The organism is uncultured Algibacter sp. (assembly GCF_905480415.1).
In the GTDB taxonomy this organism is placed as follows: Bacteria; Bacteroidota; Bacteroidia; order Flavobacteriales; family Flavobacteriaceae; genus Algibacter_B.
Genome location: NZ_CAJQQI010000115.1, coordinates 1 through 25,372, shown reverse-complemented (window position 1 = coordinate 25,372; position 25,372 = coordinate 1). Strand labels below are relative to the sequence as shown.

The window sequence follows — 25,372 nt, the reverse complement described above, 5'->3', positions numbered from 1 at the left end:
ATCTCAAAAACATGTTTTTTCAAAAATTCATCCTTGTTAATTTTACGCGCTATTTTAAAGACCTTTTTCAAATTATTTTTTTCAACATAACCCGTAACCAATGGTACTCTTGCCGAATAATTTTTTGACAACGGCATGGATGAACCTTCATCGTCAATGTAATAAGACGCATTTGTACTGACCCTTGCAATAGGTATTTTTTGTTCTATTTCAGCGTTAAGCTTGCCGTTAACAGCGACATACACTTCTGCCGTTTTTATCATTGGATTAGATTTGAGGGCTTTTTCTAATTCATTCAAAACTAAAGTTTCTTTAGGCACGTTTTTAACACCCCCATAATTTTGTATTAACAATTTACTAACAGTTTCATTAGTTATAAGAAGATTGTTTTCTCCAATGAATTTTACATGAGGCTTAGATATGTTTCTATTAGCATTTCTACCGGAAGCAAATGCAAACAAAAAGACCACCACGCCTAACAAAACAATTAGCTTAATATAATTCCAATTAACTCGCAACACTAAATTCTTTTTTAATATGTTTTACTTCTTCTCCTATATCGCCAGCGCCAATAGTTAAAATAACTTGAGCACTACTTTCATGTATTTTAGACATTAATTCTGTTTTAGTAACTAACTGCTTATTTTTATTATTTACTTTATCTAATAACCAAGACGAGGTAACACCTTCAATTGGCAACTCTCTAGCAGGATAAATATCTAATAACATTAATTCGTCAAATTGCGACAAACTCTTTGCAAAATCATCTACAAAATCTTTTGTTCTAGTATATAAATGTGGCTGAAAAATAGCTAATACTTTTTTATTTGGATACATTTCTCTTACCGCCTGATGCACTGCATTTATCTCTTCAGGATGATGTGCATAGTCGTCAATAAAAACAAAATCATCCGTTTTTATATGATATGTAAATCTACGCTTAACCCCTTTGTAAGATGCTAAAGCTTTAGCGAGCTGTTGGTGTGGGCAACCATATTCTACAGCCATCGCCAAAGCTATTAATGCATTCGACAAATTATGTCTACCAGGTAGGTTAAATTGTAAATCTTTAAGTACCGTTTTTGGTGTTATAACATCAAAAACATAAGCACCATTTTCTATTTTTATATTTTGAATGGTATAATCTGAATCATCTTCAATACCATAAGTAATACCTTTTAATGGCAATCCGTTTCTAATAAATAATTTCCCATTAGACTTTATATTTCTAGAAAAGTCTACGAATGACTTCTCTAACTCTGAAGCATCACCATAAACATCTAAATGATCTGCATCCATGGATGTAATACACGCTAAATCTGGTGATAATGTTAAGAATGAACGATCAAACTCATCGGCCTCAACTACCGAAACTTCTGTTCCATTTAAAATCAAATTAGAATTATAATTCTCACTAATACCACCCAAAAAAGCAGTTAATGGCACATTACACACATTCATTAAATGCCCTAAAATACTTGTTGTTGTCGTTTTTCCATGAGTTCCGGCTACCGCTAAACAAAAGGTGTTCTGAGTAATTAAACCTAAAGTTTGAGCACGTTTTAAAACATTAAATCCATGATTTTTAAAATAACCCAACTCCTCATTATCCGCTGGAACAGCGGGAGTATAAACCACTAATGTGCTTTCAATATTTTGAAATACAGGTTTAATATTTTCAATAGCATCTTTAAAATGAACTTCAATACCTAAATCTTGCAAACCATCAGTAATTTCTGTTTGGGTTTTATCGTAACCTGCTACATTTTTATCATTCGCATGAAAATAACGCGCCAAAGCACTCATGCCTATGCCACCAATGCCAATAAAAAAGATGTTATGTATGTCTTTTAAATTCATTAACTTTCTTTCAGAAGTTTTTCTACTTCGTCTGCTATATCCTTTGTCGCATTTACTAATGCTAGTTTTTTTATATTACCCCCTAGTTCTTTTTGTTTTTCTGGCGAAGCCACAAGCTGTGAAAACTTATTTTCAAAATCTGCATCTAAATCTTCTTCTTTAATTATCATAGCTGCATCTTGATTTACAACAGACATGGCATTTTTAGTCTGATGATCTTCCGCAACATTTGGAGATGGAATAAAAATCACAGGCTTACCTACAATACATAGCTCTGAAACTGAACTTGCACCTGCTCTAGAAATTACTATATCTGCCGCCGCATAAGCAAAATCCATATTGTTTATAAACTCAAACACTTGTACATTATTCGTGTTGTTATAGATTTTATATTGCTGATAATACAGTTTACCACACTGCCATATAATTTGAATATTCTGGGTGTCAAGGAAATCTAATTCTTTTTCTATCAATTGATTTATCCTTCTAGAACCAAGACTACCACCTATAACCAAAAGTGTATACTTAGCATGCTTGAGATCGAAAAAATTCTTAGCTTCTACCGTTTTAGTTTCAATATCTAACAAGCCTTGGCGTACAGGGTTACCTGTTTTAATAATTTTCCCTACTGGAAAAAACCGCTCTAAACCATCATAAGCTACACATATCTTTTTAGCTTTTCTTGACAACAGTTTATTTGTAATTCCAGGATAAGAATTTTGTTCTTGAATTAATGTTGGAATATTATTTGAAGCAGCTACTTTTAATAATGGTCCACTCGCGAAACCACCAGTGCCTATAGCCACATTAGGCCTAAAAGATTTTATGATTTTACGAGCATTCCAAAGGCTACTAATAACCTTAAAAGGAAAAGTTAAATTTCTCAAAGTTAGTTTACGCTGAATACCAGAAATCCACAATCCTTTGATATTAAAACCGGCTTGGGGCACTTTTTCCATTTCCATTCTATCCTTAGCACCTACAAATAAAAATTGAGCATCGGGAAAACGAGATTTTAATTCGTTCGCAATGGCGATTGCGGGATAGATATGACCTCCTGTTCCTCCTCCAGACAATATGATTTTATATTTACTCATTTAAATAGTTTCAGAAAGAATTTCTAAAGGATTTTCTTCACTTATTTCTTTTTCTTTTATTTCTTCTCGTTTAGCGCTAACACTCAATATGATCCCTATAGCTAAACAAGTCATCCAAATAGAAGTACCTCCACTACTTATTAATGGCAATGTTTGCCCTGTAACTGGAAACAACTCAACAGCCACAGCCATATTAATTAATGCTTGAAACACAATAGGAAGCCCAACACCTAGAACCAGAAGCTTGCCAAAAATGGTGTCAGATTTCTGAGACACAATGACGATTCTAAATAGTAACCACAGGTATAAAGTCATAATCACAAACCCGCCAATTAAACCATACTCTTCAATAATTATAGCAAAAATGAAATCTGATGATGATTGCGGCAAAAAATTCTTCTGCATACTTTTACCAGGACCAACACCTTGAATACCTCCTGTAGCGATAGCAATTTTCGCTTTTTCTATTTGATAATCAGCCTTAGTGTCTTCAGGATTAGAAAAACTTTCAATTCTACCCATCCAAGTATCAACCCTATTTGGCATAGCATCAGGAAAAGCTTTAGCTGCCAAAACAAATAGTGTTAAAACTAAAATCCCTGAACCTATAATCACAGCTAAATAGCGCAAAGGATATCCTCCTAGAAAAACGAGCATAACCACCATTAAAAACATAATTGCTGATGTTGAAAAATTTGCTGGAAGAATAAGAATCAACACCAAAAACACAGGTACCCAAAGCGGTAAAATTGACGCTTTAAATGTTATAATTTCGTCCTTCATTTTCGACATATATCTTGCTACATAAACCATTAAGACAACAGCTGCTAAAGTTGATGTTTGAAAAGACATACCAACAAAAGGAATCTGTATCCACCTACTAGCATTAGCCCCATCAATAGTTTTACCTTGAAGAATGGTTAATCCTAACAGTACAAGCACAAAGGGAATCATTATTAATGACAACCCTTTGAAATATCTGTATGGAATTTTATGTACACCATAAATAATTGCAAAACCCAAAACCAAATGCACAAAATGTTTTACAAAAAATGCAAAAGTACTACTACCCGCTCCTTTATAAGCTAAGTTACTTGCCGCACTATAAACCGGAAGAAATGACAGAATTGCCAATAGCGTCACTATTGACCAAATTAACCTGTCTCCTTTTATGTTTTTAAATAGTGTTTGCACTTAATATTTAATTTTAGAGATTTCTTACAGCATCTTTAAATTGACGTCCTCGATCCTCATAATTTTCAAACAAATCAAAACTCGCACATGCAGGAGACAACAACACATTATCACCAGCATCGGCGACTTTATATGCTATTTTTACTGCTTCACTCATAAACTGCGTTTCAATTATAACATCGACCATATTTCCAAACGCATTCATTAATTTTTCATTGTCAACACCTAAACAAATAATGGCTTTTACCTTTTCATTTATAAAAGGAAATAACTCTTCATAATTATTACCCTTATCAACGCCACCAACAATCCACACCGTTGGTGCATCCATACTTTCTAAAGCATAATATGTTGCATTAACATTTGTTGCTTTTGAATCGTTTATATACTGTACTTTGTTAATTTTAAGCACTTGCTCTAAACGATGCTCAACACCTTGAAAATTCTCTAAACTTTCTCTAATGGTTTGTTTTCTAATTTTTAATAAATGCGCCACAGTAGAAGCTGCCATTGCATTTTTGATGTTGTGCTTTCCTTCTAATGTAAGTTTTGATGTTGGCATAATTATTTGATTATTGTTTACTGTTAGTTTAATATTTTCTTTATCTAAATACGCACCGTTTTCAATAGGTTTTACTATTGAAAATGGTAATAACGTGGATTGAACTGGGTGATTTTTTAAATGATTAACAATGACTTCATCGTCAGCATCATAAATCAAATAATCCTCTTTTGTTTGATTCATAGCAATTCTGAATTTAGAATGGATATAATTTTCAAATTTGTAATCATATCTATCTAAATGGTCTGGAGTAATGTTTAGCAAAACAGCAATATTTGGTTTAAAATCAATGATATCATCTAACTGAAAACTGCTTATTTCCAAAACATAATTTGAAAAACCTTCTTCTAAAACCTGTTTAGCAAAACTATCTCCAATGTTTCCTGCCAAGCCCACATTTAATTCTTGTTTTAAAATGTGATGTGTTAGGCATGCTGTGGTTGTTTTACCGTTACTTCCTGTTATTCCAATAATTGTAGCATCGGTATATTTTGCGGCAAATTCAATTTCAGAAACTATCGGAATATCTCTTTCACGAATTCCCTTTACTAAATCTACTTTATCAGGAATTCCAGGGCTTTTCATGACGATATCAGCATTCAGAATTTTAGACTCAGTATGCGTTTCATCTTCCCATTCAATCTCATTATGTATAAGAACTTGTTTGTAGTTTTCTTTTATTTTTCCTTTATCGGAAACAAAAACCTCGTATCCTTTTGCTCTCCCTAAAAGCGCAGTTCCAACCCCACTTTCTCCACCACCAAGAATAACTAGCCTTTTCATCTATCTAATTTTCAATGTCACAATAGAAAGAATAGCCAGCAATATGCCTACAATCCAGAATCGTGTAACTATTTTACTCTCGTGATATCCTGCTTTTTGGTAATGATGATGCAACGGCGCCATTTTAAATATGCGACGCCCTTCTCCATATCTCTTTTTGGTGTACTTAAACCAACTAACCTGCATAACTACCGATAAATTTTCGGCTAAGAATATGCCACACAAGACAGGAATCAACCATTCCTTTCTTACTGCTATTGCAATTACTGCTATAATTCCACCTATAGTCAGACTTCCCGTATCTCCCATAAAAACTTGAGCAGGAAAAGCGTTATACCATAAAAACCCAATTAAAGCTCCAACAAATGCAGCGATGTATATTGTGATTTCTTCAACCCTCGGGATGTACATAATATTCAAGTACTCCGAGAAAATAATATTACCCGAAACCCAAGCAAAAATGCCCAAAGTGAGTACTATAATTGCTGAAGTCCCTGCAGCTAAACCATCTATTCCATCTGTTAAATTAGCCCCGTTAGATACTGCTGTTATAATAAAAATAGCTACCAAAATAAAGATAACCCACGCATACTTTTCAAAGCTTGGACTTATCCATGTAATTACTTTGGCATAGTCAAACTCGTTACCTTTTACAAAAGGAATAGTAGTTTTTGTTGATTTAGCTTCATCCTGAAATAATTTTGAAGCCTCTATATCTGGATTTTCAGCTAACAAAACACGCTGCTGTTCAATGGGTAATTTTTCTTTCATCGTAACATCTTGATGAAAAAACAGTGTCGCCCCAACAATAATTCCTAAGCCAACTTGTCCCAATACTTTAAAGCGTCCTTTTAGCCCTTCCTTATCATTTTTAAATTTTTTAATATAATCATCTATAAACCCGATGGTTCCCATCCAAAACGTTGTTACTATCAAAAGGATGATATATATGTTCTCCAATTTTGCCAATAACAATACGGGAATCAAAGTGGCCAAAATGATAATGATACCACCCATAGTCGGCGTACCTGTTTTCTCTTTCTGCCCTTCAAGCCCTAAATCTCTAACAGTTTCTCCTACTTGCTGTTTTAATAAAAAACGAATAATTCTTTTACCATATATGGTAGAAATTAACAGTGACAAAATCATAGCCAGAGCTGCTCTGAAGGTTAAAAAACCAAAAAGTGTAGCTCCCGGAAACTGAAACTCTTTCTCTAAATATTCAAATAGGTAATACAGCATATTATTTTTGCAATTGTTTTAAAAATTCTTTTACTATTTTTAAATCATCAAAATCAAATCGTTCTCCTTTAATTTCTTGATAAGTTTCATGCCCCTTTCCTGCTATTAAAATGATATCATTTGGTTGCGCTATTTGACAAGCTGCTTTAATAGCCTGTTTTCGATCTTCAATAGTTAATGTTTTTTTGAAATTTTGAGGCTCAACACCGCTTTCAATCTCGCTTAAAACATCTTCAGGTTTTTCACTTCTTGGATTATCACTTGTAAAAATCACCTTGGTGCTTAATGCTGAAGCAATATGCCCCATTTTAGGACGCTTGGTTTTATCTCTGTCGCCACCACAACCAACAACGGTAATAAGTTCTTCGTTTTTGGTACGGATACTGTTAATAGTTTCTAACACATTTTTTAATGCATCGGGTGTGTGTGCATAATCAATAATAGCAGTGATTTTCTCATCTGAAACCACATACTGAAAACGCCCGCTCACACTTTCTAAATCGCTTATCAACCTAAGTATTTCTACTTTTTCGAGCCCTAATAATTCCGCAGTAGCGTAAATGGATAAAACATTATAAGCGTTAAAATTCCCAATAAGCCTTGTCCAAACTTCATTATCATCCACCTTCAATAACAAACCCCCAAATTGGTTTTCTAAAATTTGAGTTTTATAATCTGCATATTGCTTTAAGGCATAAGTATATTTTTTTGCTTTGGTATTTTGAAGCATGACCGAGCCATTTTTATCATCTACATTTACTAAGGCAAAAGCTTCACTCGAAAGTTCATCAAAAAACTTCTTTTTAACATCCCTGTATTCTGCGAATGTTTTATGATAATCTAAATGATCATGAGATAGGTTAGTAAAAATTCCGCCTTCAAAATGCAAACCCTCGGTTCTATATTGATGAATACCATGAGAACTAACTTCCATAAAGCAAAATTCGACACCTTCAGCATTCATTTCACTCAAATATTTATTGATTGTTAATGAATCTGGAGTAGTATGCGTCGCTTTATATTCAGTTTCATCAACCATGATTTTTACAGTAGACAACAATCCAACTTTATAACCAGCTTTTTTAAACAACTGATACAACAAACTTGTTACCGTAGTTTTACCATTTGTTCCTGTAACCCCAACAAGCCTTATGTTTTTTGATGGATTTTCATAAAAATTTGAAGCTATAATAGCCAGTGCTTTATTAGAATTATCTACTTCAACATAAGTAACATTATCGTCCAATTTTTTTGGTAAACTTTCGCAAACCACACTTGTGGCTCCTTTTTTTATAGCTGTCTCAATGTAATCATGACCATCGGCCACTAAACCGCGAATGGCAACAAATAAATGATCTTTTTCAATTTTTCTAGAATCAAAATTAACGGCATACACATTTATACTTGTACTACCAACCACCGCATTTAAAGTAACCTTATACAATATGTCCTTTAATGCTATCATGATGCTTTTAAAACTACGGTTTGATTATTTTTAAGTTTTGTATTTTCATTTACAGACTGCCCTTTAATAATCCCTCTTCCATCCAATTTCACTCTAACATCAACCTGCATATTTTCTAATAAAACCAATGCATCCATAGCTGGCATACCTACTAGATTTGGCATAATGGTTTTATACGTTTGAGCCGTTTTATAAAAACTTTCATATTCGTTTTCAACCGCCCCTATTTCAACTTCTAAAGACTCAATTTCATCTATAAGAGGTGTATCTGTATATATTTTTTGAGCAACTCTTTTAAATACAGGACCTGAAACATCCGCACCATAATAACCCACACTTTTATCGGGCTCATGAATTACTACAATACATGAGTATTTAGGATTTTCTGCAGGAAAATAACCAGCAAAAGACGATATGTAGTTTAGTTTTTCTTTATCTCGATAATCTTTTTGACAGGTTCCTGTTTTCCCAGCCATTGAAAAGTTTTTAGAATACAATCTATGCCCTGTTCCATGTTTCTTTTCAACCACATTCTTAAGTAATGCTTGTAACTTTGAAATGGTTTCTTTTGAACAGATTTGCTTATTAATAACCTTCCTTTCAAAAGGCTCAATAACCTTATCAAACTCTTTTACTTCTCTTAAGAACCTTGGCTTAACCATAACACCATCATTCGCCACAGCATTATAAAATGTAAGGGTTTGTAAAGGCGTAAATGACACACCGTAACCGTAAGCCATCCATTGTAATGCAATACCACTCCAACGTCCATTTTTTATTCTTGGATCCGGAATAATTGGTTTTGGCTCTCCTATAATTGGTAAATCCAAATCATTATTCAGATTCATATCATACAACCTATCAACAAACTTTTCAGGTTGCTTTCTATAAGCTTGATCAATGGCTTTTACAATACCTGTATTTGAAGATATTTCGAATGCTTCGGATACTGAAATTTTTCCATAACCACCATGTTTTGAATCACGAACTTTTTTTCCATAGAAGCTTAAAATTCCTTTTTCTGTATCTACGACATCACTTGTATCCACTACTTTATCTTCAAAAGCTGCGGCGAGTGCCATAAGTTTAAATGTAGAACCCGATTCATGACTTTCACCAACCGCATAATTTAAACGCTCATAATAGTGTCCGTTTTTATTTCTTCCTAAATTTGAAATGGCACGAATTTCTCCAGTTTTAGTTTCCATAACCACTACACAACCATGGTCCGCTTTATATTTTTCTAATTGCGCTAGCAAAGCATGATGCGCTATATCTTGTATGTTGACGTCAATTGTGGTGTAAACATCATAACCATCTTTAGGCTCAATTTCATTAGCATCACTTAAAGGCTTCCACTGCCCTTTTCCTATTTGTTGTTTTTTACGCTGCCCATCAACGCCACGCAAATACTTTATTCCAAAAGCCCCATCAATTCCTGGTCTGGTTACATTTCCTTTATCATCAATACGCTCATAACCAATGGTTCTCTGTGCAATACCACCCATAGGATGCTCACGCTTAGTCGTTTGCTCCACAATTAAACCGCCTTTAAAAGCCCCTAGGCTTAATAATGGAAAGTTTCTTAATCGGATGTAATCTGAATACCCAATATTTCTTGCCAATAAATAATACCTGTTTTTATTAGCACGAGCGCTTCTAATATCCTTTTCAAGTTCGTTTGAAGGTTTACCAGAATATTTTGATAATGAATCGCAAAAAGATTTTAAATATTTTTCAAATGTTTTATTTGAAGATGTTAAAGCATCTAAGCGAATATCATATTTAGGAATTGAAGTTGCCAACAAGTTCCCATTTACAGAATACACATTACCTCTATTAGCAGGAATTATAACATTTTTTACAACACGCTCCGTTGCTTTTGCCCTATAAACATCACCCTGAAGAAACTGAATGCTTAACAATTTAAACACTACAGCAAGCCCGAAGATGAACATACATCCAGCTATAAAATACAAACGGTTTAATATGTTTTTCTCGTTTACTGCCAAGGTTGGGTTTTCAATTTTGTCGTTTAACTTTTATTTTTTTTGGCGGAATTACTGAAGGCGCCAACCCTTTATCTCTCATTCCTGTTATCACTTGCGATTCCATTTTAAGCCTCATCAGCTTTGAACGTGCATCAACAAAAGCAGATCGCATTTCTTTAACTTCATTTTTTAATCGTGCAATTTCATATACCTTCTTATCTGCACTATGCGAACTTGCAATCATTATAATAGCTAGTCCTGAAATAAAAAGAATGAATCGCCAGTTTCTAAATGAATCATCACTAACTAAAAAAGTCCCCTTTAGTATGTTATAGATATTTTTCTTCATCTATAATTTCTCAGCAATTCTAAGTTTCGCACTTCTTGCTCTATTGTTTGTTTTTATTTCTGTCGCCGTAGGCACAATTAATCCGTTTACTTTTTTTAGTGGAACCTCAAAATTTCCGAACATATCACGCTCTGGCTCTCCTTCAAACATGCCATTTCTAATAAAACGCTTAACTAACCTATCTTCGAGAGAGTGATAGGATATAAGACTTAATCGACCACCAACTTTTAAAGTTTCTGGAGTTTGCAATAAAAACTCCTTTAAAACCTCAATTTCTTGATTTACTTCTATTCTAATCGCTTGATAAATTTGAGCTAATACTTTATTTTCATAACGAGATGGCAAAAATTTTCTTAATACTGTTTTTAACTGTTCGCTAGTAATTATAGGCTCTGTTTCCCTGAACTCAACAATTAATCTGGCCATTGCAGGAGCTGCGCGCAACTCGCCATATTGCAAAAACACTTGTTTTAATTGCTCTTCTTCATATTCATTAACAACATGAAAGGCAGATAGCTTATTATCTTGATTCATACGCATATCCAAATCTGCTTCAAATCGCGTAGAAAATCCTCGTTCAGCAACATCGAATTGATGCGAAGACACACCAAAATCTGCAAGTATCCCATCTACTTCTTTTACACCATGAAATCTCAAAAAGCGTTTAACAAATCTGAAATTTTCATGAATTAGCGTAAACCTTTCATCGTCAATTATATTTTTAAGAGCATCCGAATCTTGATCAAATGCAAAAAGCTTCCCTTTATTACCAAGTCGTTTTAATATTTCTTTACTGTGACCACCACCACCAAACGTGACATCAACATAAACACCATCAGGATGTATATTCAACCCGTCAACGGATTCTTTTAGCAGTACTGGATTATGATATTCCATGGTCATCATCGTCTTGTCCCATTACCTCTTCAGCTAAATCTGCAAAATCATCAGATGCATCATCAATAGCTTGTTCATATAAATCTTTATCCCAAATTTCAATAATATTGATCGCCGAAGCCACTACAATATTTTTTGAAATGTTTGCAAAAACAGTTAAATCTTTTGGTATTAATAATCTACCATTCACATCAACCTCAACCATTTTAGCACCAGCAGTAAACCTTCTAATGAAATCGTTATTCTTTTTTTTAAACTTGTTCAGCTTATTCATTTTCTGCATCAAAACTTGCCATTCACTCATTGGATAGAGCTCTAAGCATTTTTGAAACACCGAACGACGCAACACAAATCCATCTTGTAAAACTGCAGATAGTTGCTTTTTGATGGAAGCAGGCATCATTAATCTGCCTTTAGCATCAACTTTACAATCGTATGTCCCTGTTATTAAATCCAATGCGGTTTACTGAGTTTTAAACGTTTAAGTTCCAAATATATTGAAAAATATCCCACATTATACCACTTAATACCACTTTGTTAATAAATATTCGATTTCGCATGATTTTTATCGGACTTTCAAATCTACTAAGCCACACCACATCTATCTCATCTCTAATTTGAAGTATATATTCTTTGAAAATTTAAATTGTTAACATTTCTGTTATTAAATATCAAAAATTAGAATTCATATTTTTGCTCGAAAACAATTATTGTAGTGGAAATATGAATGAAATACCTATATTTGTTTTTATCGAATGTTTGACTAACTGATTAATGACGCACCGTTTAAAAAAAGAAAAAAATTATAGCTATATTGAAGCAGGTGAAGGCACACCTATTATAGTGTTACATGGCCTTATGGGAGGCTTAAGCAACTTTGATGCTGTGATTGATTTTTTCAGCAAAAAAGACTACAAAGTACTTATCCCTGAACTCCCTATTTATACCAAATCCTTACTTAAAACTAACGTAAAGCATTTTGCAAAATACTTGCATGACTTTATTGATTTTAAAGGATTTAAAGAGGTTATAATCCTTGGAAACTCCTTAGGCGGTCATATTGGTTTGTACCACACAAAAATGTACCCCGAAACTGTTAAAGCACTTATTATCACCGGAAGCTCTGGCTTATATGAAAATGCTATGGGCGGAGGATACACTAAACGTAGCGATTATGAGGTGATTAAAAAGAAAGCACAAGAAGTTTTTTACGATCCCGCGATAGCAACAAAAGCCATTGTAGACGAAGTTTACGACACTGTAAACGATCGTAATAAACTTATAAAAACTTTAGCGATAGCAAAAAGCGCAATTAGGCATAATATGTCTAAAGATTTACCAAACATAAAAATACCAACCTGTATAATTTGGGGAAAAAACGATGGTGTTACACCTCCAGAAGTTGCTATAGAATTCAATAACTTATTACCCGAATCAGAGTTATTTTGGATTGATAGGTGCGGTCATGCAGCTATGATGGAACATCCTGATGAATTCAACAAGATACTTGATGCTTGGTTGCAAAAAGGAGGGTATTAAACCTCTCTTTTAAATCCTACTTTTATTTAAAATTTAAAGTTCAATTAACTAGATTCTTGCCTTCTCAAGAATATCAAATTATGAAAATAAAATCTGCCGAATTTATTATTAGCAACTCTGATGTTACTAAATGCCCAAAAAGTAGATTACCGGAATATGCATTTATAGGAAGAAGTAATGTTGGAAAATCTTCTTTAATCAACATGCTAACTAGCAGAAAAAGTTTAGCCAAAACCTCTGGAAGACCAGGTAAAACGCAGCTAATAAATCATTTTTTAATAAACAAAAGCTGGCACCTAGTAGATTTACCAGGTTATGGCTATGCACGTGTTTCAAAAAGTTCAAAAAAAGTATTTCAAAAATTCATAACACAATATTTTGGCTTGCGCGAACAACTGGTTACTGCATTTGTACTAGTGGATATTAGACACAAACCACAACCTGTAGACTTAGAGTTTATGCAATGGCTTGGAGAGAATAGTATTCCGTTCTCCATCATTTTCACAAAAGCTGATAAACTAAAGCCTAAAGCTATTGAAAACTATGTTGAAGACTACAAAGCTATTCTTTTAGAGACCTGGGAAGATGTACCTAATTACTTTATAACTTCATCATCAAAAGATATCGGGAAAGATGATGTTTTAGGCTATATTGATTCGTTGAATGAGAATATGGAACTGGATTTAAATTAACACATACTCTAGATTGTGACCACCTTAAATTTGTCATAAATATTTAAAAACTCCATTTGACCACCGATAAAGCGCATTAAAACGGAACTTTATCTTTGCCTTGAAGCCTCTTCGAGCCTATGAACAAAATAATGATATTTTTATTTATAATTTTATCAAACAATTTGCTTTTTAGTCAAAGTAATGTTTCTATTTCTAATAAATTGAAAGAACAGAATCTAGATAGAATTGATAGTCTCACTAAAAAATTAAATTTACAAGGAGGCGACATTATCCAAGTCCAAAAAGTTTTCAGTGTGGATAAGGGCGGAAACATTTCTAACATTTATTCTAGAGGACCTTATAAATTATTCGAAGAAAAAGCACACAAAAGAGAAAGAATTTAAAAGAAATACTAGCTAAATCAAATTACAACACTAGTTGCTCCATTTTGGATCTAACCAAAGGACCTTGTAAGTGCATTACTTCTGAATTTCCTCTCACATACAAAACCACAGTATTATTACAGATATTCCAAGGTCAATTTTTTACATCCAATGCATCTCTTAGAGCGTTCCCAATCAACATAAACGCCATAACCAAGCTCATTATACAAAGCCCTGGTATAATGGCTAAATAAGGCTTACCAAGTATAATATAATTGTAGTGATCTTTAATCATGGCACCCCAACTTGCCATAGGTGGTTGTGCGCCAATACCCAAAAAGCTCAATCCACTTTCTATTAAAATAGCTGCTGCAAAATTAGCTGCAGAAATGACGATAACAGGCGCCATAATATTTGGTAAAATATGTTTGGTAATAATTCTAAAGTCGTTAAACCCTAAAGCCCTTGCTGCTGTAACATATTGCATTTCTTTGGCGCTTATTATTTGTCCACGCACTACCCTAGCAACTTCCACCCACATGGTTAAACCCACTGCTATAAAAACTTGCCAAAAGCCTTTACCTAAAGCCAATGTAATAGCAATAACTAATAACAGTGTTGGAATGGACCAGGTTACATTGATAATCCACATAATTATAGCATCTACTTTTCCGCCAAAATAACCAGCAATACTTCCCATAAATATGCCAATTAACAGCGATATCAGCACTGCTACAAAACCTATAAAAAAGGATATTCTTGCCCCCACTAAAACACGACTTATTAAATCGCGTCCGTATTTATCTGTTCCAAAGAGAAAGCTTTTTTCTTGTATAAAATCTTTTGGTGAGTTATTTGGAAATGCGCTTCGCTTGATTTTTTTTTCTGCACCTTCCAACCCATCAGAGGCATATTCTTTATAAATTAAAGCAGTATCTTTAATTTCAAATGCTGAAATTGGAATTTCGGTATCTGTATTTTTCTTTCCAAAGAATAGCCTATCAAAACCACTTTGATTTACTTTAATTTTTGAAGGTATTGTCAGCATCGTTACCTTAAACCCTGGTCTTTTTGAGTGAATTGCCAAATGCATTTGGTTTGCATATTGTGAATCATCAGGCGCAAATACATAAGCAAAAACAGAAACCAATCCAACCAAAACTATAAAATAGAAACTAAAAACGCCCCAAAAGTCTTTTTTAAACTTTTGGAGCGCTAATTGTTTTAGTGAGTTTGATTTATGACTCATAAACGTTTTTAATTCTGTACTGTTGAAGCAACTTTTTTAATAGGGTATGCCGTTTTCAAATCTTCTAACACATTAAGTGCTTCTTCTATGTAAACATCTTTACTTAAACTTTCGTGCCAACGCACACGTTTTTCTTCTAAGTCTGTTGTATCTTGAGCAATAAGCTCTTTTTCGTAACTAGTAGAATCAAAAGTTAAATTTGTATTATAATTTGAAATTGCTTCATACTTTTTTGACTCAAGCTCATTCGTATCAATTTGCGCTTTATATGTTTCGTAATTCAGAGAGTAAACCGTTTCATCAATTTTACTTTTAACCCATTTTGCGTTTTGCTCAATAAGCTTTAACTGCTCATTACTACTCATACGTAGTCTGCTGTTTTCAATGGTAGCATCGTAATCAAAATAAGACTCCCAAGGCGTGTATTCAGCTGCATCAATTTCATCATAAGGTAATGGATTTTCTTTATCCTTTTCACCTACATCAATAAAACTAAAACGACCTGGAACCTTAATATCACTTTTAACACCTTCTAATTGTACTGAACCTCCATTGATTCTATAATACTTCTGTCTTGTTAGCGCCAATGCTCCTAAATCTCCGCTGGTGTTATTTCTTAACATATTATTTAAATTAATAACATTTTGCACCGTTCCTTTTCCATAAGTTTGTTTACTACCTATAATAATAGCACGCTTATAGTCTTGCATTGCAGCCGCCATAATCTCGGAGGCTGATGCAGAAATTTCATTAACTAAAATTACTAAAGGACCATTCCAAACAATAGATTTATCTCTATCCTTCAAAACCTCTTTAGGCTCACCTGTTGAACGTACTTGAACAATAGGACCATCTTTAATAAACAACCCTGCCATATCAACAACTGTTGGTAATGATCCGCCGCCATTATTACGCAAGTCTAACACCAAACCTTCCATTCCTTCATCCTTTAAACGCTCTATTTCACTTTTCACATCTTTAGCTGCGTTAATATTTTTATAGTCATTAAAATCAACGTAAAATGCTGGTAAATTTATAACTCCGAATTTTTTACCTTCCTTTTCAACTACTGATGATTTTGCATACGTATCAAATACCTCAACTATATCTCTTGTAATCGTAATATCCTTTAAAGTACCATCAACTTTTTTTACAGTAAGCGTAACTTTTGTTCCTTTCGGGCCTTTTATGTATTTAATAGCGTCGTTAATCCGCATACCTACAATATCAACAGCATATTCCTCGTCTTCTTGCTTCACTTTTAAAATAAGATCTTCAACTTCTAGCTCTTTATTTCTCCAAGCTGGACCTCCAGAAATTAATTCTACAATTTTAATATAATCCATACGCTTTTGAAGTCTCGCCCCAATACCTTCTAATTTTCCTGACATACGCGTATCGAAATCTTCTTTTCCTTTTGGTGCTAGATAATACGTATGTGGATCAAACTCTTCTACAATCGTATTCACATATAATGCAAACCAATCATCACGTCTTTGGTCATCTATATAATCTTCAAAATATATATTGATTGACCTTAAAGTGGCTTCACGAGCTTCTTTTTCTATTTGCTCGTTTGGTTTCCTCATGTATAACGGATCTTTCTCTTTAGTTCTTTTTTCTTCATCCAAAATATCATCATAATTAGAAAGTGTAGAGAATTTTAATTGTTTTCTCCAACGCTCTTTCATATCTCTTTTGCTTTTTGCAAAATCACTATTCTCATAATTTGTATCAAAACTTTCATCAATCGAATAATCAAAAGGCTTGGATAATATGTCTTTATAAATGCTTTTAGACTCTTCAATTCGACTTATGAAACGTTCGTATACAACATTAAAAAATGTAATATCGCTAACTTTAAGTTGGTCATCAATTGTGAGTTTATATTTTTCAAAATCCTTGTAATCAGATTCATAAAAATAACGTTTTACAGGATCTATGACTTCAATAAAATCTGAAAACAATTCTTCGGAAAAAGCGTCATCGATGGCAATAGGATCAAAATGACCTTGCTCTATTACAAAAGTAATAATCTGAATTAGCAATTTATCCTTGTCTGGATTACTGAATTTTTTTGATGTAAAACTGCAAGATGCAAATGCCAGTAATAACAAGAACGATAGTACTTTATAATTTCTTTTCATAATTTTTTTCATATGTTATTCTTTTTTGCTTCTAGAAAGCACAGCATATTTTTCACTAAAATAAAGAAAAAACCATGCCAAGAAAGGTAATCGCTACTAATTTTTTGTTAAACCAAAGAAATTGAGGGTTTACTGACGAAATTATGTATTTTAGCTATGATTTTTAATACTAAAATGAGCAAAAAACCACTTATACTTGTAACAAATGATGACGGCATTAATGCCCCGGGAATCAGAGCTTTGATTACTGTCATGAATACTATTGGAGATGTTGTTGTTGTGGCTCCAGATAGCCCACAAAGCGGTATGGGGCACGCCATTACTTTAAATGCAACTTTATATTCCAAAGAAGTTCATTTAGATAACGGCCCTCAAAAAGAATTTAGTTGTTCTGGAACACCCGCTGATTGTGTTAAACTTGCCATAAGAGAAATGCTAGACAGAACTCCAGACCTTTGCGTTTCGGGAATTAATCATGGCTCAAACGCCTCAATAAACGTAATTTACTCAGGAACTATGAGTGCCGCAATTGAAGCTGGTATTGAAGGCATTCCTGCTATTGGGTTTTCTTTATTAGATTACAGTTGGGACGCCAATTTTGAAGCTTCAAAACCTATTGTAAAAAAAATCACAGAACATGTTTTACAGCATGGTTTACCAAATGGTGTTGTATTGAATGTTAATATACCCAATATTCCAGGAGAACAAATAAAAGGCATTAAAGTTTGCAGACAAGCTAAAGCCAATTGGGTTGAAGAATTTGACAAACGCAAAACCCCTCAAGGACAAGATTATTATTGGCTTACGGGTAAGTTTGTCAATTTAGATGGCGGTAAAGATACTGATGAATGGGCACTTGAAAATGGATATGTATCATTGGTTCCTGCACAATTTGATTTAACCGCGCATCATTTTATAAAAGATTTAAATAATTGGAATTTATAACTAGAGAGATGCTGAAACAAATTCAGCACATTCAAATTCAGCGTAAATGAAAAAAGATATTTTTACAGGTATGTTTGTTGGTTTAATGGCGAATGCTATTGGTTTATTTTTAGCAGCTAATTTTTTAGGTAGAGGTGATGATTTCATGGTCGTTATTGAAGCTGCAGCTAAAGAAGGTTTTCTAGGAAAACTTATTAGCCTAGGAGCTATATTAAACCTAATCGCCTTTTTTATTTTTATAAAGAAAAAGCAAGACTATCGTGCAAGGGGCGTTTTATTAATAACTGTTTTTATTGCTGTTTTTACTTTTGTTTTTAAACTCTTCTAAATGAAGTACTACATTATAGCTGGAGAAGCATCGGGCGATTTACATGGTTCAAACCTAATAAAAGCATTGAAAAAAATAGATTCAAATGCTGATATTAGATTTTGGGGTGGCGATCTTATGCATGCTACTGGCGGTACCTTAGTAAAGCACTATAAAGATCGTGCTTTTATGGGCTTTATTGAAGTAATAATGAATCTCAATAAAATTTTTAAAGACATAACTTTTTGTAAAAAAGATATGTCAAATTTCAATCCTGATGTTGTTGTTTTTATAGATAATTCTGGTTTTAATTTGCGTATTGCAAAGTGGGCGAAACAACAAAGTTTCAGAACACATTATTACATTTCGCCGCAAGTTTGGGCATCAAGAGCTAGCAGAGTTAAAGCTATTAAGCGAGATATTGATGCTATGTATGTTATCTTGCCTTTTGTAGGACCCTTTTACAAAAAACATGGTTATGACGTCACCTTTGTTGGTCATCCATTAATCGACGCCATAGCCAACAGAGAGAAAGTTGATGAGTTTGAATTTAGAGACGAGTACAAATTAGGAGACAAACCAATCATTGCTTTGCTACCTGGAAGTAGAAAACAAGAAATAAAAAAAATGCTTTCTGTGATGTTAAGTTTAGTTAATCATTATCCAAATCATCAATTTGTTATAGCAGGCGCACCTAGTCAGGATTATAGTTTTTACGAACCTTTCATAAATTCTCATAACGTAAAATTCATTTCCAATAAAACGTACGATTTATTAAGTATTTCCAGCGGAGCATTGGTAACATCTGGAACAGCTACTTTGGAAACTGCTCTTTTTAAAGTACCGCAAGTGGTTTGCTATAAAGGAAGTACTATTTCATATCAAATTGCGAAACGAATAATAACTTTAAAATTTATATCGTTAGTGAATCTAGTTATTGACAGAGAAGTTGTTACTGAACTTATACAAAATGACTTTAATAAAAAACGACTTAGACAAGAGTTGGATAAAATTTTAAGTTCTGAAACTCGTAAAAGGCTATTTTTAGATTATTACGAATTAGAAAAAACATTGGGAGGCAAAGGTGCAAGTGAAAAAACTGCTAAATTGATTTACGAGTCCATCAAACCTTAACTTTTAGATGAAAAAAATACTATTAATACTTCTTTTAATCATTAGCTTTAGCGGTTGTAAATCTTCAAAACGCACTAAAAAAAGGACAACCTCATCTACTGAAATTGTTACCAAAAAAAACATAAAGAAAAATAGAAAAGCAGTTTCTTCTGGAACATCTTCTAACAAATCTAAAGCAGATTATATCATAGATTACGCTAAGCAGTTTGAAGGCATCCGTTATAAATGGGGAGGCACAACAAAATCTGGCATGGATTGCTCTGGTTTAGTATTCGAGTCATTTAAATCTTATCATATTTTACTTCCAAGGATTTCAAGGGACATGGCAAAAAAGGGAACTAAAATTCAACTCAAAAAAGCTCTTAAAGGCGATTTACTGTTTTTTAAAACTGGAAATAGAAGAAACTCCATAAACCATGTAGGTTTAATTGTTGATATTATAGACGACGATATCAATTTTATTCATGCCACAACAGGTAAAGGCGTAATCATATCAGTTCTTAACGAAACGTATTGGTTAAAAGCATTTCATGAAGCTCGCAGAATTTTATAAGATATTTTCATATCTTACATGGGCATGAAATTACTCAATTTTACCATAATAAAATTAACTATTTGCCTCATTCTCGGCATCATCATTGGCTATTTTACAAGTATTCCGCTTCATGCTATAATTATATCAACAGCCTTACTTTTGCTGGTTTTGTTAATTTTCTACTTAATCGCTAGAAAACAATTTATTAAATCTATTTGGTTTGGAATTTTAGCATTTTTTGTGATGACTTCTGTTGGTATTTTAACAACATATTTTCATAACCAAGAAAACTTCTCAAATCACTATACTCATATTATTTCAACAGAAAGCGACAGCCTAAAGACGATTAAATTTAGAATTCGGGAAGTTTTAAAACCGGGTAATTATTATGACAAATATGTTATAAATCTTTTAGAGATTGATAGCAAAAATACGTCAGGAAAAACACTTTTAAACATTCAAAAAGACACATTACACGCTCCTTTAATAGTCGATAACGCTTATGCTAGCAGAATAGAGTTTAGAGATTTAACACACCCGTTAAACCCTCATCAATTTGATTACAAAAACTATTTAAAGAAAAAATATATTTACCATCAGCTTTTTACAAAAAATGAATCATTATTAGCTATCGAATCTAATACAATGACGATTTTTGGTGTTGCTGATTATATTAGAAAACATATCAACAAAAAGTTAAAAGGATATGATTTTAAACCTGATGAACTTACTATTATTAATGCCCTTTTATTGGGGCAGCGTCAAGATATAAGTGAAGAAGTTTATACTAGTTATACCAATGCAGGAGCCATACATATCCTAGCTGTTTCCGGTCTACACGTAGGTGTTATTCTTTTAATTCTGAGTTTTATTTTTAAACCTTTGGAGCGTTTTAAACATGGCAAACTCATTAAAACCATACTGCTAGTTAGTATTTTATGGAGCTTTGCATTAATTGCTGGTTTATCAGCCTCAGTTACTCGAGCTGTTACTATGTTTAGTATTGTAGCTATCGCTTTAAATCTTAAAAGGCCAACAAATATTTATAATACTTTAGCCATAAGCATGTTTATTATTTTGCTTTTTAAACCCCTATTTATATTTGATGTCGGTTTTCAATTAAGTTATTTAGCGGTTTTTGCTATTGTAGCTATCGATCCATTTTTATATGGTCTTTGGCGACCCAAAAATAAAGTTCTTAATTTTTATTGGCATACCTTCACCGTCACTATTTCTGCACAATTTGGAATTATACCTGTCAGTTTATGCTACTTTCATCAGTTTCCAGGCCTATTCTTTATATCGAATTTGATTATTATTCCTTTTTTAGGAGTTATATTAGGACTTGGTGTTTTGGTTATTCTCTTAGCCGTTTTAAATATTTTACCTCAATTTGGAGCTGATATATATGGATACATAATAAGTTTAATGAATAGTTTTGTGGCTTGGGTTTCGAAACAAGAAGCTTTCTTATTGAAAGACATTTCTTTTAGCCTTCTATATGTAATAGTTTCTTATGTCTTTATAGTCACTTTTATTCGACTTCTATTCAAAAGAAATTATTCAAACTTAAAACTACTTTTAATAGCCATACTTATTGTTCAAGGTGTTCTTATCTACAATGAATTCAGCAAACCTTCAAATGAATTTATTGTGTTCCATAAAAGTAGATATAGCCTATTAGGAAACACTTTTAACAATAAAATTGTAGTGGCAAGCGATTTTGATAGTATTGTAAAATCAAAAAATAAGATTATAAATAATTACGTGGTTGGAAATGACATTAATATTATTGAAGAGCGAGCTATTTCTTCATTCTACATGCTAAACAGAAAACACCTTTTAGTCATTGATAGCTTAGGGATATACAATATAAAGACTCTCAAACCCGAATTTGTATTACTTAGACAATCGCCAAAAATAAATTTAAATCGATTGATTGATTCACTAAAACCAAAACAAATTATTGCCGATGGCAGTAATTACAAATCGTATATAGAACGTTGGGAACATATTTGCAGGAAAAGAAAAATCCCGTTTCACCAAACTAGTAAAAAGGGAGCTTATATAATAGATTATTAAAACCTTCTATATTGTTTTTTTAACAATATTATTTGCGACTTCTAGCCATTTAATTGCACCTCCTTTAACATAACCTGTTTTACCAAGATTATTTAAATTCATTTTTCCGTCTGGCATTTTTTCAGGGTTTACAAAATATACTGAAGGATAACCTCTTACTTTGAACATCGCTTGTAATTGAGCGTTTTGCGCCTTAATTATTTCTTCTTGTGTTGTTCTTCTTGGAAAGTCCAACTCTACTAAAACCATATCCTTAGACCACTTTTCAAAATCAGAAGTTTTAAAAACTTCATTTTGCAATTTTATACACCATCCACACCAATCTGAGCCCGTGAAAAATAGCATTACTTTTTTATCTTCTTTAACCGCAATTTCTATTGCTTCATTAATATCGGTATGCCAAGTCAATTTTTCTTGAGCTGAAGCATTAGCCGAAATTAAGGCGGATAAAAATAAGATGAATATTATTTTTTTCATGTGCGTATTTTTTTGAGCAACTAGTCTTTGAACTCAGACTTAAACGCTCTGAAGTACTCGTTAAATTTTTCTTGAGTGTCAAGTATCTTATGATCGTCTTTTTTAAACATTTTTAAATAGAGTTCAATTTGCGATGGTGTTTTGTAGCCTGTTAAAGGAAAAATTAAATTCGCCTTTTCATCTAAAAAAACGATTGTTGGATATGCTTGAATTTTAAAAAAGCGAGACAACTCATGAGCAGAATTTCTTCTATTTGCTAAGGCTGGATTATAATTAGGGTTAGAAAATTCTTGCCCATTAAAATTAATCATTTCGTCACCTTCAGCATTAAACTTTACGGCGTAATAATGTTCATTTACATAATCTACTACTTCTTTCTTTTGAAACGTATTTTTATCTAGCATTTTACATGGGCCACACCAATTGGTATAAGCATCCATCATAATCTTCTTTGGCTCTTTATTTTGGAGATCAACAGCTTCTTCTAGAGTAATCCAATTTATCTTTTGCGCTAAAGCATTAAAACTCATAAAAGCCATCGCTAAAATTAAAAGTATAGTCTTCTTCATAATAAACTAAGTTGCAAAAGTTGTTCCGAACTTACAAAAAATGCTCCTAATTAGGAGCATTTTGAATATTTTTTAACTATTTATTCGATTAACGAACACCGTGCATTAACTTTTTAAGTAGAGGATGTAACATTAACGAGACAAGGCCTAAGCCTATTGGTATGAGTGTGAAAATCAAAAAGAAAAAAGAAAGCCCATGCTCATTCGTTATCTTTTCAATGTCCCCACCTACATAATGCGCCAACTTATTACCAATAGCTATTGCTAAATAATAAACTCCAAACATAAAAGCTATCATACGAGCCGGAATTAATTTACTTAAATAAGATAATCCCATTGGAGATAAACACATTTCGCCTAACGTATGAAACAAATAAGCCAATACTAACCATGCCATACTTAAACTTGCAGTTTGAGCCCCAGCAACAACATCTTTAGCTCCAAAAGCTAAAAACCCAAAACCAAGTCCTAAAAGCAAAAGTCCAAGAAAATACTTCACGGATGCCGGCGGATTGTATTTACTATCCCACCACTTTGTGAACAAAGGAGCGAAAATTATAATGAATAAAGAATTTAATATCGCGAACCATGTAATTGGAACTTCCGTTTCTGTGGATTGAAATTCAATATATACCTTGTATAAAACAATGACCCAAACAATAACAAAACTGAACCCTAAGATAATATTGGATAAACCAATTCTATTAAAAGTCTTTCTGAACAAACTCAACAAAACATAAGTAATAACACCCAAAGGTACTATCGTGACAATCAAATCAACTATCTTAAAAGTTGTGGCGGCATTACCTTCTAAAATTCTATTGGTAAAATCTCTGGTATATATTGGTAAAGACCCTGCTGCTTGCTCAAAAGCTGCCCAGAAAAAAATAGTAAATAACGAGAAAATTGTAAAAGCAATCATTCGATCACGCTCAATAGCTACATATCTAGGTATTCTTATTATTAAAAGTAGAATAAACGCAATGGATGCCAAAAGCGCAAAAAACAACGAATCCGTTAATCCTGCAACCGTAAAATTAAAAGTTTGAATATCACCAATTTTACTAAGTGGATCATTAATTATAAAAATTATTGCCGACACCGTAAATACGCCAATTAATAAATAATCAAGTAGTGAAAAATGATTAAGCTTAACTGCTATTTTAGACGTATCATCTGACACTCCAACATTCTCCAGATTATCTTTTGTTTTATTTGGTTTATCTCCAAGATTTCCAAAAAGTGGTTGAGCATAATAAAACTGAAGCATTCCCAATAACATAAAAATACCAGCCAAACCAAAACCAAAGCTCCAACCAATCTTTTCACCGACCCATCCACAAAGCATTATGCCAATAAATGCACCAGCATTTACGCCCATGTAAAATATATTATAGGCACCATCCTTCTTCTCATCATGTCCTTCATACATTTTAGAAATAATAGAAGTCATATTGGGTTTAAAAAACCCGTTTCCTACTATTAAAAATGCAATACCAATATATAAAAAAGTAGGGGTTTCAACAGCCATAGAGGCGTGGCCTAAAGTCATAAGTAGCGCACCAATAACCACAGCCATTCGATAACCAATTTTATTATCTGCTAACCATCCACCTAATAATGGTGTTAAATAAACCAACATGGCGTAAGTACCTAAAAGTGACAATGCAGCTGATGAACTCCATTCCCAACCAGGATTATCACCTAAAAGGGATCCTGTTAAAAATATTACCAATATGGCTCGCATACCGTAATATGAAAAACGTTCCCACATTTCTGTAAAAAAGAGAACAAACAACCCTGAAGGGTGTCCTAATACTTTATCTTTAAAAAATTGATCAGTTGTGTTACTTGACATATCTTATTAATTTTAATTATCTGCTAATTCAAA

General features: G+C 33.0%; 23 protein-coding genes. 7 read left to right on the top strand and 16 right to left on the bottom strand.

The genetic code is table 11. From position 1 onward, the window contains the following. The 11 genes from QZ260_RS08035 to mraZ all read right to left on the bottom strand — a co-directional run. Positions 1-470, bottom strand: a 470-nt coding sequence (locus QZ260_RS08035) for a hypothetical protein (protein WP_295984869.1), incomplete at its 3' end; no start/stop codon positions are given. Positions 471-507: 37 nt separating this feature from the next. Continuing rightward, positions 508-1,860: a UDP-N-acetylmuramate--L-alanine ligase gene (gene murC, locus QZ260_RS08030; protein WP_295984865.1), complete on the bottom strand. Its 1,353-nt coding sequence runs from the start codon at positions 1,858-1,860 to the stop codon at positions 508-510. Further along, positions 1,860-2,957: an undecaprenyldiphospho-muramoylpentapeptide beta-N-acetylglucosaminyltransferase gene (gene murG, locus QZ260_RS08025; protein WP_295984863.1), complete on the bottom strand. Its 1,098-nt coding sequence runs from the start codon at positions 2,955-2,957 to the stop codon at positions 1,860-1,862. The genes murC and murG overlap by 1 nt, the downstream gene beginning before the upstream one ends. Then, on the bottom strand, positions 2,958-4,151 hold the full coding sequence (locus QZ260_RS08020; RefSeq protein ID WP_295984861.1) for an FtsW/RodA/SpoVE family cell cycle protein: 1,194 nt from the start codon (positions 4,149-4,151) through the stop codon (positions 2,958-2,960). Between the two features lie 13 nt (positions 4,152-4,164). Further along, a complete protein-coding gene (murD, locus tag QZ260_RS08015) occupies positions 4,165-5,496 on the bottom strand; it encodes a UDP-N-acetylmuramoyl-L-alanine--D-glutamate ligase (protein ID WP_295984859.1) in 1,332 nt (443 codons plus the stop codon). Further along, the gene (mraY, locus tag QZ260_RS08010; protein WP_295984857.1) at positions 5,497-6,738 is read right to left on the bottom strand and encodes a phospho-N-acetylmuramoyl-pentapeptide-transferase; all 1,242 of its coding nucleotides are present in this window, start codon (positions 6,736-6,738) and stop codon (positions 5,497-5,499) included. 1 nt (position 6,739) lies between these two features. Next, complete coding sequence (locus QZ260_RS08005) at positions 6,740-8,203, bottom strand: UDP-N-acetylmuramoyl-L-alanyl-D-glutamate--2,6-diaminopimelate ligase (protein WP_295984855.1); 1,464 nt, start codon at positions 8,201-8,203, stop codon at positions 6,740-6,742. Then, complete coding sequence (locus tag QZ260_RS08000) at positions 8,200-10,161, bottom strand: penicillin-binding protein (protein ID WP_295984867.1); 1,962 nt, start codon at positions 10,159-10,161, stop codon at positions 8,200-8,202. The genes QZ260_RS08005 and QZ260_RS08000 overlap by 4 nt, the downstream gene beginning before the upstream one ends. A gap of 64 nt (positions 10,162-10,225) precedes the next feature. Beyond that, a complete protein-coding gene (locus tag QZ260_RS07995) occupies positions 10,226-10,543 on the bottom strand; it encodes an FtsL-like putative cell division protein (protein WP_295984851.1) in 318 nt (105 codons plus the stop codon). Beyond that, complete coding sequence (gene rsmH, locus QZ260_RS07990; protein WP_295984848.1) at positions 10,544-11,440, bottom strand: 16S rRNA (cytosine(1402)-N(4))-methyltransferase RsmH; 897 nt, start codon at positions 11,438-11,440, stop codon at positions 10,544-10,546. Next, positions 11,427-11,897: a division/cell wall cluster transcriptional repressor MraZ gene (mraZ, locus tag QZ260_RS07985; protein WP_295984846.1), complete on the bottom strand. Its 471-nt coding sequence runs from the start codon at positions 11,895-11,897 to the stop codon at positions 11,427-11,429. The genes rsmH and mraZ overlap by 14 nt, the downstream gene beginning before the upstream one ends. A gap of 317 nt (positions 11,898-12,214) precedes the next feature. Here mraZ and QZ260_RS07980 point away from each other — a divergent pair, with 317 nt between their 5' ends. Both QZ260_RS07980 and yihA read left to right on the top strand, forming a co-directional pair. After that, on the top strand, positions 12,215-12,979 hold the full coding sequence (locus tag QZ260_RS07980) for an alpha/beta hydrolase (protein ID WP_295984843.1): 765 nt from the start codon (positions 12,215-12,217) through the stop codon (positions 12,977-12,979). Positions 12,980-13,059: 80 nt separating this feature from the next. Continuing rightward, entirely contained in the window at positions 13,060-13,671 is a 612-nt protein-coding gene (gene yihA, locus QZ260_RS07975; protein ID WP_295984840.1) for a ribosome biogenesis GTP-binding protein YihA/YsxC, read from the top strand. A gap of 519 nt (positions 13,672-14,190) precedes the next feature. Here yihA and QZ260_RS07970 read toward each other — a convergent pair. Next, complete coding sequence (locus QZ260_RS07970; RefSeq protein ID WP_295984838.1) at positions 14,191-15,285, bottom strand: ABC transporter permease; 1,095 nt, start codon at positions 15,283-15,285, stop codon at positions 14,191-14,193. An 8-nt stretch (positions 15,286-15,293) separates the two neighbouring features. Further along, complete coding sequence (locus QZ260_RS07965) at positions 15,294-17,432, bottom strand: carboxy terminal-processing peptidase (RefSeq protein WP_295984836.1); 2,139 nt, start codon at positions 17,430-17,432, stop codon at positions 15,294-15,296. A gap of 174 nt (positions 17,433-17,606) precedes the next feature. On the opposite strand from QZ260_RS07965, the gene surE reads away from it, so the two are divergent. Genes surE through QZ260_RS07940 form a run of 5 tightly spaced genes read left to right on the top strand, consistent with a single transcriptional unit; the run spans position 17,607 to position 22,435 of the window. Beyond that, positions 17,607-18,377 carry a 5'/3'-nucleotidase SurE gene (gene surE, locus QZ260_RS07960; protein ID WP_295984833.1) on the top strand — a complete coding sequence of 257 codons (771 nt, stop codon included), beginning with the start codon at positions 17,607-17,609 and terminating at the stop codon, positions 18,375-18,377. Between the two features lie 46 nt (positions 18,378-18,423). After that, a complete protein-coding gene (locus QZ260_RS07955) occupies positions 18,424-18,705 on the top strand; it encodes a hypothetical protein (RefSeq protein WP_295984831.1) in 282 nt (93 codons plus the stop codon). Beyond that, a complete protein-coding gene (gene lpxB / locus QZ260_RS07950) occupies positions 18,706-19,818 on the top strand; it encodes a lipid-A-disaccharide synthase (RefSeq protein WP_295984828.1) in 1,113 nt (370 codons plus the stop codon). Between the two features lie 7 nt (positions 19,819-19,825). Continuing rightward, entirely contained in the window at positions 19,826-20,371 is a 546-nt protein-coding gene (locus tag QZ260_RS07945) for a C40 family peptidase (protein WP_295984826.1), read from the top strand. A gap of 24 nt (positions 20,372-20,395) precedes the next feature. Further along, the gene (locus QZ260_RS07940; RefSeq protein WP_295984823.1) at positions 20,396-22,435 is read left to right on the top strand and encodes a ComEC/Rec2 family competence protein; all 2,040 of its coding nucleotides are present in this window, start codon (positions 20,396-20,398) and stop codon (positions 22,433-22,435) included. 6 nt (positions 22,436-22,441) lie between these two features. Here QZ260_RS07940 and QZ260_RS07935 read toward each other — a convergent pair whose 3' ends face one another. The 3 genes from QZ260_RS07935 to QZ260_RS07925 all read right to left on the bottom strand — a co-directional run bounded on the left by QZ260_RS07935 (position 22,442) and on the right by QZ260_RS07925 (position 25,339). Then, entirely contained in the window at positions 22,442-22,912 is a 471-nt protein-coding gene (locus tag QZ260_RS07935; RefSeq protein WP_295984820.1) for a thioredoxin family protein, read from the bottom strand. A gap of 20 nt (positions 22,913-22,932) precedes the next feature. Further along, positions 22,933-23,481, bottom strand: coding sequence for a thioredoxin fold domain-containing protein (locus QZ260_RS07930; RefSeq protein WP_295984817.1), 549 nt, complete (start codon positions 23,479-23,481; stop codon positions 22,933-22,935). 88 nt (positions 23,482-23,569) lie between these two features. Beyond that, positions 23,570-25,339 carry a peptide MFS transporter gene (locus QZ260_RS07925; protein ID WP_295984815.1) on the bottom strand — a complete coding sequence of 590 codons (1,770 nt, stop codon included), beginning with the start codon at positions 25,337-25,339 and terminating at the stop codon, positions 23,570-23,572. Positions 25,340-25,372 lie beyond the last annotated feature (33 nt).

Coding starts and splice junctions, on each gene's coding strand:
- QZ260_RS07945 (WP_295984826.1), top strand. CDS start 19,826: ATGAAAAAAATACTATTAATACTTCTTTTAATCATTAGCTTTAGCGGT.
- QZ260_RS07930 (WP_295984817.1), bottom strand. CDS start 23,481: ATGAAGAAGACTATACTTTTAATTTTAGCGATGGCTTTTATGAGTTTT.
- QZ260_RS08000 (WP_295984867.1), bottom strand. CDS start 10,161: ATGTTCATCTTCGGGCTTGCTGTAGTGTTTAAATTGTTAAGCATTCAG.
- QZ260_RS07935 (WP_295984820.1), bottom strand. CDS start 22,912: ATGAAAAAAATAATATTCATCTTATTTTTATCCGCCTTAATTTCGGCT.
- yihA (WP_295984840.1), top strand. CDS start 13,060: ATGAAAATAAAATCTGCCGAATTTATTATTAGCAACTCTGATGTTACT.
- rsmH (WP_295984848.1), bottom strand. CDS start 11,440: ATGGAATATCATAATCCAGTACTGCTAAAAGAATCCGTTGACGGGTTG.
- QZ260_RS08005 (WP_295984855.1), bottom strand. CDS start 8,203: ATGATAGCATTAAAGGACATATTGTATAAGGTTACTTTAAATGCGGTG.
- murD (WP_295984859.1), bottom strand. CDS start 5,496: ATGAAAAGGCTAGTTATTCTTGGTGGTGGAGAAAGTGGGGTTGGAACT.
- murC (WP_295984865.1), bottom strand. CDS start 1,860: ATGAATTTAAAAGACATACATAACATCTTTTTTATTGGCATTGGTGGC.
- lpxB (WP_295984828.1), top strand. CDS start 18,706: ATGAAGTACTACATTATAGCTGGAGAAGCATCGGGCGATTTACATGGT.
- surE (WP_295984833.1), top strand. CDS start 17,607: ATGAGCAAAAAACCACTTATACTTGTAACAAATGATGACGGCATTAAT.
- QZ260_RS07965 (WP_295984836.1), bottom strand. CDS start 17,432: ATGAAAAGAAATTATAAAGTACTATCGTTCTTGTTATTACTGGCATTT.
- QZ260_RS07995 (WP_295984851.1), bottom strand. CDS start 10,543: ATGAAGAAAAATATCTATAACATACTAAAGGGGACTTTTTTAGTTAGT.
- QZ260_RS07970 (WP_295984838.1), bottom strand. CDS start 15,285: ATGAGTCATAAATCAAACTCACTAAAACAATTAGCGCTCCAAAAGTTT.
- mraY (WP_295984857.1), bottom strand. CDS start 6,738: ATGCTGTATTACCTATTTGAATATTTAGAGAAAGAGTTTCAGTTTCCG.
- murG (WP_295984863.1), bottom strand. CDS start 2,957: ATGAGTAAATATAAAATCATATTGTCTGGAGGAGGAACAGGAGGTCAT.
- QZ260_RS07925 (WP_295984815.1), bottom strand. CDS start 25,339: ATGTCAAGTAACACAACTGATCAATTTTTTAAAGATAAAGTATTAGGA.
- QZ260_RS07980 (WP_295984843.1), top strand. CDS start 12,215: ATGACGCACCGTTTAAAAAAAGAAAAAAATTATAGCTATATTGAAGCA.
- QZ260_RS07940 (WP_295984823.1), top strand. CDS start 20,396: ATGAAATTACTCAATTTTACCATAATAAAATTAACTATTTGCCTCATT.
- QZ260_RS07955 (WP_295984831.1), top strand. CDS start 18,424: ATGAAAAAAGATATTTTTACAGGTATGTTTGTTGGTTTAATGGCGAAT.